A 12051-nucleotide genomic window follows, 5' to 3' on the forward strand; every position below is an offset into this window, starting at 1 on the left:
AGCATGAATTAACCACAATTTTAATTAACAGCATGAGACAAATAACTACAACTTCTAATCATTTACTCTTACTCTTCTTACTTTGTTTAACAACTAATCTAGATCTATTTGCACAGGGTCTAAACGTAAGCGGAACTGTAAATGAGCCAACAGGAACATTTTTGCCTGGGGTAAACGTTCTTATTAAAGGAACAACAAATGGATCAATCACAAATTTTGACGGTAAGTTTGAAATCAACATACCAGCAGAAATCGAAAATCCGGTTTTAGTTTTTAGCTATATCGGTTATGAACCTCAAGAAATAACAGTAGGAAGTAAAACAGTATTTAACATCACTTTATTAGAAGATGCAGAACAATTAGAAGAAGTTGTTGTTGTCGGATTTGGTGAACAGAAAAAAGAAAACGTAACTGGTTCATTAGAAACAATGGACAAGAAGCTAATTAAAGACAGACCTGTAACATCTACATCCTCTTTATTTCAGGGGACAATGCCTGGAGTGGTAGCCACACAAAAAACTGGACAGCCGGGTGCAGATGATATGGATATAACAGTGCGTGGTAACTCTTCAATAAATTCAACACCAGCTTTAATTATTGTAGATGGAATGCCTGCAGAAATGAACAATATCAACCCTCAAGATATTGAAAGTATGACTGTATTAAAAGATGCAGCAGCAACGGCAATTTATGGTGCTAGAGCAGCGGGAGGCGTAATTCTTATCACAACTAAAAGAGGAGAAGAAGGAAAAGTTTCTTTTGGATATAACGGTTATGTAGGCCTTCAAACACCAACAAAAGAACATCAATTTGTTGGTGCTGTAGATTACATGGAAATGCGTAACCAAGCAAGAGTAAACGATGGTGCATTGCCTTTATATACAGAAGATCAAATTAATGAATATAGAGATGGTACAAAGCAAGGTGCCAATTGGAGAGAGTCGATTTTAAAAAGTAGTGCTTTACAACAGCAACACAATTTGACAGTTTCTGGTGGTAGCGATAAGATTAAATATTATGGTTCTGGTTCATTTTTCGATCAAGAAGGTTTAACAGCTAATACTAACTTTCAGCGTTACAATATGAGAATGAATGTGGATGCGAAAATAAATGATCGTTTAAATACACATTTTAGAACACATATTGCTAATTCAACACGTACTCAACCTACAAGAAGTGTTGGCTCTGCATTTTATAATGCAAACATTTATTCTCCTGTAGATCCAATTAAATGGGATAATGGAGAATGGAATTATGTGAGAAATGGTAACCCTCAAAGATGGTTAGAAGAAGGTGGCGACCGTATTAGCAATTGGATGTATACACAGATGATGATAGGGGCAGATTATAAAGTTGCAAACGGACTTACTGCTTATATCGATTATAACATGAACTACAAGCACGATAGAGGTACAGCTTTTAACAACCAACACGATTATTATGGAGCTAACGGAGATCTTGTAAAATCGGAACCAAACTGGTACGAAGATTATAATGCATCTACTATTTACAGTGGCTTACAGGCTCGTTTAGATTACGAGAAAAATTTCGCGAATCACTATATAAAAGGTATGGTAGGGTACTCTCAAGAGTCGCAAACAAACAACAACGGCAAAATGACGAAGTACAATTACCTTACAAATTCTATACATGTTATTGATGGTGGAAGTATGAACCCAACAGATTGGCGTATGGAAGGAATAGCTTCTGAGTGGGCTTTACAATCAGTATATGCTCGTTTAAATTATGCCTTTAAAGATAAATATTTGTTTGAGGCAAATGTAAGGGTAGATGGTTCTTCTAAGTTTGCACCAAACAATAGATATGGAGTATTTCCATCTTTATCTGCAGGTTGGAGAATAAGCGAAGAAGGTTTCCTAAAAGATGTAGACTGGGTAACGAACTTAAAAGTAAGAGCATCTTGGGGACAAGTGGGTAACCAAAACTTTCACGATGCTCAAGACCCGAACAGAATTACAAACTACGATTGGACAGCAACTCTAGCTTCTGGATCTACAGTTATTGGAGATCAGGGTGTATCTTCTGTTTATTATGATAAAACAGCAAACCCAAATTTGAAATGGGAAACTAAAGAGACTACAAACTTTGGTATTGAAGGAGATTTCTTTGGTCGTTTAATTGGTTTCTCTGTGGATATATTCAAAAACAGAACAAACGATATTCTTATGAATGTTCCTGTTCCTCCTCAATTTGGTTATAGTGCTCCACGTGTTAATGCTGGGGTAGTTGATAATAACGGTTGGGAAGTTTCTCTAAGACACAATAATTCTATTGGAGAGTTCCAATACTTTGTAAACTTAAACATGTTTGATAATAGAAACAATGTAGTCGATATCTTAAATACAGGACCTTGGATTGAAGAAGATGGACGAGTTTTTACAGATGTTGGTTCGCCTATGCAATCATGGTACGGTTATAAATCAGACGGTATTTACCAAACAGACGAAGAAGCCCAAGCCAATACAGCACACTACGAATTAACGAACGGAAGAATTAAAGCAGGAGATATCAAACTAATTGATACTAATGGCGATGGCGTAATTGATGGAGACGATAGAGAATTAATTGGCGATCAGAATCCTCATTATATGTTCGGTATTAATTTAGGAGGTTCTTGGAAAGGTTTTGATTTTAATATCTTATTTAACGGTGCTCTACAAAGAGATGTAGTATTATTAAATGAAGCTGCAATGCCATTTGCATTACAAGCAACTCCTCATGAATGGATGAAAGAAAAAGCATGGCCAAACTCTAACGAATTACCAATTTTAAGAGAAGACTTTACAGTGAACGATCCTGGTAGATACTTTTCAGATTTTTGGGTACAGGATGGTAAATATATCCGCTTAAAAAATGTAACTATTGGATACACATTTAAACAATCTTTCCTAAGCAAAGTAGGAGCAACAAACGCAAGACTTTATGTAAGTGGAGATAACATTTGGAGTAGCTCAAGTTTATGGTCGCCAACAGTAGATCCAGAAATTGATAACGGAGGTAGAGGTTCTTCTTATCCTCAGGTATCAGTTTACACTACAGGTGTTAGCGTTAATTTCTAAATCAACACTTACTATCAACACACAGAACAATGAAAAGATTAATAAATATATCAACTTTACTAGTAGCCTTAATTGGATTAACTACAGCTTGTAATTATCTGCATAAAGAGCCTTTACATGCCGTTTCTGATGAGACATTTTGGAAGAATGAAAATGAAGCTAGAGCATTTTTAGATAACATCTACAATTCCTTAACACCATGGGATCATTTATACACAGAAAGTGCAACAGATAATGCTTATTTAAGATACCCTTGGGAAGGAAGTGATTTAAGAGATTATACTGCAGGCGTTCATACATCATTCACAGGTTTCTGTGGATGGTGGTTTTCTTATAAAGATATCAGAAACTGCTACGAATTTTTAAATAGAGTAGATGGTATAGCTGGTATTGATGAAACCGAAAATACAGAAATGCGTGCGGAAGTACACTTCTTCTTGGCTTCTGAATATTTTGATATGTGGAAAGTGTACAAAGAGGTGCCACTTGTAGATAAATTATTGACTCTAGAAGAGGCAGATGTTCCAACTGCTACAGAGGAAGAAATAAAAGCCTTCATTGTAGAAAATATTGATATTGCCATTGCAGGTTTACCAGCAACTAGATCAGACGGCCGCTTAACAAAAGCTGCTGCAGAAATGCTAAAAGCAGATTACTTACTTTGGATAGAAGATTATGCTGGAGTTGCAAAACTTACAGGTGATATTATCAAATCTGGTAATTATGCTTTAGAACCTAGTTATGATGCGCTTTTTCACTCATCAACACAAACAGGAACTAAAGAAAATATCCTTTGGAGAGAGTATAAAAATGGAGTAACAGAAGATTGGTTAAACTACCTTAATTATGCTTTTTTACCTAATGGTTTTGGAGGCGGATGGTCTTCAGTTGCACCTTCCACTTTATTGGCTGATGCTTATGAAGCAAAAGATGGTAGTTATCCATACACTACTTCTCCTTTATACGATCCAGTAAATGATCCAAAAGGATATACTATTCGTGATGCTAGATTTGAAGAAACAATTTTATACGATGGCGTTTATTATGAAGGTATTTTATACAATCCACTTGATTTATCGGATGGAAACCCAAATAAAATTGGCGGAAGCAACTGTACTTTAACAGGCTATAATTTCAGAAAATATACTGATATGGATAAAGTGACGCACTCGTTATGTGACGTAAACAACTATATCTACAGGTATGCAGAAACACTTTTGATGTTTGCAGAAGCACAAAACGAAGTAACTGGACCAACAACAGAAATTTATAGTGCAATTAATCAAGTAAGAACTAGAGCTGGTATGCCTAACGTTAATCAGTCTATCTATAACTCAAAAGATGCAGTCAGAGAATTAATTCAGAGAGAAAGACGTGTAGAGTTTGCGGGAGAATCAAAACGTTTTTGGGATACATGGCGATGGGGACAAAACAAATACGGAAGTTCAGCACATTGGTCAGAAAACACACTTACAATTGATATGGAAAGTGTAGAGTATGAACATGCCGATGGCGATAGTTATACAGATTTCTTACGAAAAAGAAGAGATGGAGGAATGGGTGATAGAACATATGTTTTCCCAATTCCGCAGTCAGCTTTAGACGTTTCAAAAAATATTTCACAACATCCTGCGTGGAGATAACCTAATTTTTTAAATAACATGATGAAGGCAACTTATACATTAGCCTTGTTAATATTCTGCGTAGCTCAATTGAGCTACGCACAAAAGCTAACAAGAGAGAAAGATCCATATTTAGAGAATCCAAACATGATTCAAGAAAATAAAATGGATACTCGTGTGCAATTTGGTGTTTACAAAACAGAACAAGAAGCAATAGAAAATAACCTAGAAGCTTCTCAAAACTTTCAGTCTTTAAACGGTACTTGGAAATTTAATTTTGTCAAATCGCCTGCAGAAAGACCAAAAGACTTTTATAAAAATAATTACGATGTTTCGTCTTGGGATGATATCACCGTTCCTGGAAACTGGGAAGTACAAGGTTTTGGCATTCCAATTTATACTAATCATCCTCATGAATTTGCTGATTGGAGAAATGATGATTACACAGATTTAAGAAAAGCACAACCACCCTACGTTCCTCAGTCTTACAACCCTGTTGGTTCTTACAAAAGAACATTTACTGTAAACCCTGATTGGAAGAACGAAGACGTAATTTTACATATTGGAGCCATAAAATCCGCAGCATTTATTTATGTGAATGGTAAGAAAGTGGGCTATACGCAAGGGTCAAAATTACCGTCAGAATTTAATATCACTACGTATTTAAAAGGGGGAGTAAATACAGTAGCTTTTGAAGTTTACCGTTGGTCTGATGCTTCCTATTTAGAATGCCAGGATTTCTGGAGAATTAGTGGAATTGAGCGTGATGTTTATCTATTAGCACAACCAAAAACAGCAATTAATGATATCAAGGTGGTTTCTACTTTAGAGAATAACTACAAAGATGGAGTAGTTGATGTTGAAGTAGAAATAGCAAAAGCAACTACAAAAAAAGAGAGCATTAATTTAATGTATAAGTTGATGGAGGGTTCTAAAGTAGTTGCTAAAGGAGCTCAAGTTCTTTTATTAGATGAGAAAGGAAATTCTACCTATAAATTTGATCAAGAGGTAATTAAAAATGTACATTCTTGGTCTGCGGAAAAACCTAGTTTATATACATTATTACTCACGCTTAAAAACGAAGACAAAGAAGTGATAATGACAACGTCTCAACGTATTGGTTTCAAAATGACTGAAATTAAAGACGGTATGATGTTGGTAAACGGTCAACCGATTTTATTAAAAGGTGTAAACTTACACGAACATAACCCAGAAACTGGACATTACATGACCAAAGAGTTGATGCGTAAAGACTTTGAGTTAATGAAACAGTACAATGTAAATGCTGTTAGAACTTCTCACTACCCTCAGCCAGAATATTGGTACGACCTATGTGCTGAATATGGAATTTATATTATTGATGAAGCTAATATTGAATCGCATGGTATGGGGTACAACTTAGCTAAAGGACGTTCTTTAGGGAACACTCCTAGTTACGAATTGGCTCATGTAGATCGTATTAAAAGAATGTACGAAAGAGATAAAAACTATGCCTGTATTATTGGTTGGTCGTTAGGTAACGAGGCAGGGAATGGGTATAATTTTTACCAAGGTTACAAGTATCTTAAATCTGTAGATAGCCGCCCTGTGCAATATGAAAGAGCAGGTTTAGAATGGAATACAGACATTTATGTACCAATGTACCCAGGTGTAGAATACATAGAAAAATATGCAAAAGAATACACAGATAGACCTTTAATAATGTGTGAGTATGAGCATTCTATGGGGAACTCAACAGGGAATATGATTGATTATTGGAATGTAATTGAAAAGTACGACAACCTACAAGGTGGTTTTATTTGGGATTGGGTAGACCAAGGCTTGCTAGTAACCAAAGATGATGGTAAAAAAATGTATGCTTTTGGAGGAGATTTCGGTCCAGATAATGTACCTACAGATGGCAACTTTTTAATGAATGGAGTAATTAATGCCAACAGAACAGTTCACCCAGCATTACATGAAGTGAAGAAGCAGTATCAAAATGTAAAATTTACTGAAGTTGATTTAGCCAAAGGAATTGTAGCTGTAAAAAACTGGAATTACTTTATAGACTTAAGTAAATACAATGTTGTAGCTACTGTAAAAGCAGATGGAAAAATAATCAAGAAATTTCCTATTAGAACATTAAAAACAGCTCCTAATAATACAGAAGAAATCACTTTTGATGTAAGTGGAATTAAACCTCAAGCAAATACAGAATATTTCTTAAATATTTCTGTTCAACAAAAAGAAGCAGAGCCGTTTTTACCTAGAGGGTTTGAAGTAGCAAAACAACAATTTAAGTTGCCAATTTATAAAAAAGCAACAACAAAATTGCCAGCATTTGCCGCCTTAAAAGTAATAAATTCAGCATCTGAAGTGAAAGTCTCTAACAGTACTATAACACTAAATTTTGATAAAGCTAAAGGTACTATTACTACTTATAATGTAAATGGAGTGTCTTTCTTAAACGAAGGGAATGGACCTAAACCAACGTTTTGGCGACCAATTATTGACAATGATTATGGAAATAAGATGGATGTTAAAAACATTAATTGGAAGAGAGCTACTTTAGAAGCAAAAGTGAAAGATGTTGAAGTACAAGAAATTGCAAAAGGGAAAGTGCAAATTGACGTAACTTTTGATCTTGGCGAAATAAACACTACCTGTTCTGTAGCATACCTTGTGTATGGTAATGGTGTAATTGATGTGCAAGCGAACCTTGTAGGAAAAGAAGATTTACCAGATTTACCTCGTTTTGGTTTAGTGATGGAGCTGAAAGAGCAGTTTAATAATTTTACGTATTACGGAAGAGGTCCTTGGGAAAATTACATTGATAGAAACGATGGTGCTGCTGTAGATATCTATTCAAGTACTGTGGCAGATCAATTTTTTGCATACGAGAGACCTCAAGAAAATGGGTATAAAACAGATATTAAATGGGCAGCTTTAGCAGATAAATCTGGAAATGGTTTAATGTTCTCTAGTACAGAAAATTTAGGAACATCTGCACTACATTACAGAGCCGTAGACCTTGATGCCCGCGCTGGATATGAATACCCAGAAGTAAGATTAGAAAACAGACATAATAGTGATGTTTTACCACAGAAAATGGTAGAATGGCATATTGATTATAAACAAAGAGGCGTTGCAGGTACAGATAGTTGGTATTCAATGCCACTAGAGCAATATGTTATTCCAGCCACTCAAAATATTACATATAATTTTACACTTAAACCATTTAAAACAACCTCTGTAACAAAAAAGGTACGTTTATCTAAAACAAACTACAATACTAATTCTAGACCTTTATAACAAACAGAAACTAAAAGTCAACTCCACTACAAATGGAGTTGGCTAATTACCTAATTCCAAAATAAAAGTGATGAAAGAACTACAAGAAAAATTTGACCAATTCAAAAGTAATGTCCCTGTTAAATCTATACACCCTTTTGGTTCAGGACATATAAACGATACTTACTTAATTGAAGTAGACGGAACAGCACAAAACTATATATTACAGAGGGTAAACCATCATATTTTTCCGAATGTACCAGAGTTAATGAACAACATAGTTGCCGTTACAAATCATTTGAGAAAGAAGTATGAGCAAATGCCAAATAAAAATCCAGATAGAAATACATTAACTTTTCTGCCAACAAAAGATGGAAATATGTATTACAAAGATGAAAGTGGTGATTATTGGAGAGTGATGCTTGAAATTAACCCTGCAAAAACCTATGACCAAGTAGAAGACCCAAAGCAAGCGTTTCAAGCGGGTGTTGGGTTTGGTGGCTTTCAATCATTATTGTCTGATTTAGACGGAAGTAAACTCTACGAGATTATTCCAAATTTCCATAACATGGAAACACGTTTGCAAACTTTTTTAGATACAGTAGAGAAAGACCCTAAAGGCAGAGTTACTCTAGCACAAGAACAAATTACTTTTGTAAAAGAAAGAGCTGAAGAAATGCTTACACTTGTTCGCTTATCTAAAGAAGGGGTTTTGCCAATTAGAGTAACACATAACGATACCAAGATTAATAATATTTTATTAGACGAAAATGATCAAGGATTGTGTGTTATTGATCTAGATACGGTAATGCCTGGTCTAGTACATTATGATTTTGGAGATTCCATTAGAACATCTACAAATACTGGTGCTGAAGATGATGCAAATTTAGATAATGTAGAAATGGACATCAATTTGTTTAAAGCATATACAGAAGGTTTTCTTCAAGAAACAGCTGATATATTAACGGAAACAGAGATAAAATACCTTCCATTATCAGCAAAAATTATGACTTTCATTATCGGTTTAAGGTTTATAACTGATTACATTGACGGTGATAACTACTTTAAGACAAAACACGAACATCACAATTTAAAACGTGCTAAGGCACAGTTTAAATTGGTAGAAAGTATGGAAGCACAATTTGAACAAATGAAGAAAATTGTTGCTGATGCAACCGTTTTGGCGGTATAGATTTTATTAGCAAAAAAAACAAACAAACAATTAATTTGAGACCTATAAAGTGATACTTATGTATCACTTTATTATTTATATACCTATGGATATGAAATATGCCAATTATTTAATTTTAGTACTTTCTGGCTTAATAATGAGTTGTACACCAACTACTTCTAATAGCAATGAAAGTTTTACATTAGCACTAAGAGATAATGCTTGGGTAGACGATAATTACCAAGAAATTCCAAAAATTGTCACTAAAAATGGCATTGAAAACTGGAACAGTTCAAAACCAATAACCGCTTACTTTTATGCAGATAAAGCCGGTAAGATTAATTTAAAAGTTAAATCAAAAGTTAAAAATGAACCAGTACAATTAAGTATTAGGCTTGGGCAACAAGAGAAGTTTTTCACTGTAAAATCTAAAGACTTTAAAGTAATAGATATAGGGAGTTTTAAATTGCAAAAGGCAGGATATCAAGAAGTTATTATTAATAAAAAAACACTTGTTGATGATGTTCAAATTACGGCTTTAGAAATAGATAAAAAAACGGAAAATAAATTTTATAGTATTCCAGAAAGCAATACCTATTTTGGAAGAAGAGGACCTAGTGTTCATTTAAAATATGAACTTCCTGCGGCTGTAAAAGGCCAAGAGGTGGAGTGGTTTTATAACGAAATAGAAGTACCGAAAGGAGAAGATGTTATTGGTTCTTACTTTATGGCCAATGGTTTTGGAGAAGGCTATTTTGGTATTCAAGTTAATAGTGAAAACGAAAGACGTATTTTATTTTCTGTATGGAGTCCTTTTAAAACAGATAATCCAGAAGACATTCCTGATGATCAGAAAATACAGCTATTAGCAAAAGGAAAAGGGGTGACAACTGGTAAATTTGGCGATGAAGGAGCTGGTGGACAAAGCTATAAGGTATACAATTGGAAGGCTGAGGTAACCTATAAGTTTTTATTAAAAGGACATCCTGTGGCTAATAATTATACGCAATACACAGCTTATTTCTATGCTCCAGAAGAACATGAGTGGCAGCTTATTGCAAGTTTTAAAAGACCAAAAACTACAACTTACCTTACCAATTTTCATTCGTTTTTAGAGAATTTTATACCAGCAACAGGTGATAAAGTGCGCCAGGCAAATTATAAAAACCAATGGGTGAGAACCGTTAAAGGAGATTGGTATGCTGTAGATAGTGCTAAATTTACTGCAGATGCAACTGCTAGAGGGTTAGATAGGTTTGATTATGATGGAGGAGTAAACAGTACGGGTTTCTACCTTAAAAATTGTGGCTTTTTTAATAATGTAGTAGAAATGAATACGGAGTTTAATCATGCTGTAAAACCAAATCAACCTAAAATTAACCTTGGTAAATTAGATCAAATTGCAGCTGAAAATAATCAAGAAAATAAAAACAGAACTTAATATTTACGATGTTTCATAACTTGTAAATCACTTAATAGTAGTGTTTTAACTTTATTTTGAATTAATATTCATCTTTAAAAAATATTAGGTAGCAATAATTAATAAAAAAAATTATAAATTGCTTACTCAAGCATAACTAATTTTAATTTTTTGATAAGTAATAGAATGAAGAAAGACGGGAAAGTTTTTAAAAAGAAACAGATTCGAAAAAGTCAGATATTACAATTATTACTTAAGGAGAAAACATTATCTCCTTCAGAAATTGCAACAAGAACAGAATTAACCCTTCCAATGTCTTCTTCTTTAATGAAGGAACTTGCGGACGATAATTATATATTTTTACAGGAGCATAGAACGGAGAAAAACGTAGGTAGACCACCAACTTCTTATCAAATTAATCCTGATGGTGGGTATTTTATTGGCGTTAAAGTAGGTTTAAGAAAAACGAGAATCATACTGCTGGATTTGCAGAACAAAGAACGTTTTTTTGTTTCAGAAGATACAAGAGAAATTAAAGACTCTGTAAATTTCTTAAAACGTCTGATTAAATCGATTAAAAAGATTATTAATGATCAGGAAATTCCTTTAGAAAGAGTGTTAGGAGTAGGGGTTGCTGTACCTGGTTTGGTAAATAGTAAAACGGGTAGATCGTTTAGTTACTTTAATGATTTAGATACTACGTTACAAAACTATTTAATAGATGCTTTAAAAGTACCTGTAGAAATTGAAAACGATGTAAATGCACTTACTTTGGGTGAGTTGCATTTTGGAACTGCCAAAACATCTGAAAATGCTTTATGTATTAACCTTGATAAAGGTATTGGTATGGGCATGATTGTAAGTGGTGGCTTATATACAGGACAAAATGGTTTAGCTGGAGAGCTTGGTCATATTCGTATTGATGACCACGGTGATATGTGTTATTGCGGTAAAAAAGGGTGTTTAGAAACTTTTGCTTCGGGTGAAGCACTGGTAAAAAAAATGCAAGAAATCTATAAAAAAGGAGAGTCGCCTTTAGTTGAAAAAATACTGAAAGATGCAGGTAAAAATGAAGTAGACTTAGATGTTTTTGTTGATGTTGTGACTATGGGAGACCAAGTTGGAATAGAATTGACAGAACAAGCAGGCGTTTCAATTGGTAAAGCAATCGGTATTTTAGTTAACCTTTTCAACCCAGATAAAATTATTCTTGGCGGTAAAGTGAGTCAATTAAAAGATTATATCCTTTTTCCAGTAAAGTCTTCTGTAATTAAACATTCGTTGCCAGAAACTTTTGCACAAACCACAATCACTTATTCTGATATTAGAAGAAAAGCAGGTTGTTTAGGGGCTACAACTTTAGTATCTGATAAAGTATTCAGACCTTCTGAAGCAGCAATACATTTTGTGTAAATAGATTTACGTCATTTCTAGAGGAAATCTACCTTTAGAAATGACAAAAAAAATCCATTTTGGATCAAACAT

Annotated in this window: 6 protein-coding genes; all 6 read left to right on the forward strand. The window is 34.1% G+C overall.

The window, feature by feature from the left end; genetic code table 11:
* Positions 1–32 precede the first annotated feature (32 nt).
* Positions 33–3080, forward strand: a complete 3048-nt coding sequence (locus KM029_RS23240) for a SusC/RagA family TonB-linked outer membrane protein (RefSeq protein ID WP_184679497.1) — start codon at positions 33–35, stop codon at positions 3078–3080.
* 29 nt (positions 3081–3109) lie between these two features.
* Positions 3110–4723 (forward strand): RagB/SusD family nutrient uptake outer membrane protein, encoded by a 1614-nt coding sequence (locus tag KM029_RS23245; RefSeq protein ID WP_144076199.1) that lies wholly within the window; start codon positions 3110–3112, stop codon positions 4721–4723.
* 18 nt (positions 4724–4741) lie between these two features.
* Entirely contained in the window at positions 4742–7996 is a 3255-nt protein-coding gene (locus tag KM029_RS23250) for a glycoside hydrolase family 2 TIM barrel-domain containing protein (protein ID WP_144076200.1), read from the forward strand.
* A 70-nt stretch (positions 7997–8066) separates the two neighbouring features.
* Positions 8067–9167: a phosphotransferase enzyme family protein gene (locus KM029_RS23255; RefSeq protein WP_144076201.1), complete on the forward strand. Its 1101-nt coding sequence runs from the start codon at positions 8067–8069 to the stop codon at positions 9165–9167.
* A gap of 58 nt (positions 9168–9225) precedes the next feature.
* Positions 9226–10587 carry a DUF3472 domain-containing protein gene (locus KM029_RS23260; RefSeq protein WP_144076202.1) on the forward strand — a complete coding sequence of 454 codons (1362 nt, stop codon included), beginning with the start codon at positions 9226–9228 and terminating at the stop codon, positions 10585–10587.
* A gap of 165 nt (positions 10588–10752) precedes the next feature.
* On the forward strand, positions 10753–11979 hold the full coding sequence (locus tag KM029_RS23265) for an ROK family protein (protein WP_144076203.1): 1227 nt from the start codon (positions 10753–10755) through the stop codon (positions 11977–11979).
* Positions 11980–12051: the final 72 nt, after the last annotated feature.

The organism is Flammeovirga kamogawensis (assembly GCF_018736065.1).
Lineage (GTDB): Bacteria > Bacteroidota > Bacteroidia > Cytophagales > Flammeovirgaceae > Flammeovirga > Flammeovirga kamogawensis.

Excerpts from the sequence above, each read along its gene's own strand:
- KM029_RS23240 (WP_184679497.1), top strand. The coding sequence starts at position 33 with ATGAGACAAATAACTACAACTTCTAATCATTTACTCTTACTCTTCTTA.
- KM029_RS23245 (WP_144076199.1), top strand. The coding sequence starts at position 3,110 with ATGAAAAGATTAATAAATATATCAACTTTACTAGTAGCCTTAATTGGA.
- KM029_RS23250 (WP_144076200.1), top strand. The coding sequence starts at position 4,742 with ATGATGAAGGCAACTTATACATTAGCCTTGTTAATATTCTGCGTAGCT.
- KM029_RS23255 (WP_144076201.1), top strand. The coding sequence starts at position 8,067 with ATGAAAGAACTACAAGAAAAATTTGACCAATTCAAAAGTAATGTCCCT.
- KM029_RS23260 (WP_144076202.1), top strand. The coding sequence starts at position 9,226 with ATGTATCACTTTATTATTTATATACCTATGGATATGAAATATGCCAAT.
- KM029_RS23265 (WP_144076203.1), top strand. The coding sequence starts at position 10,753 with ATGAAGAAAGACGGGAAAGTTTTTAAAAAGAAACAGATTCGAAAAAGT.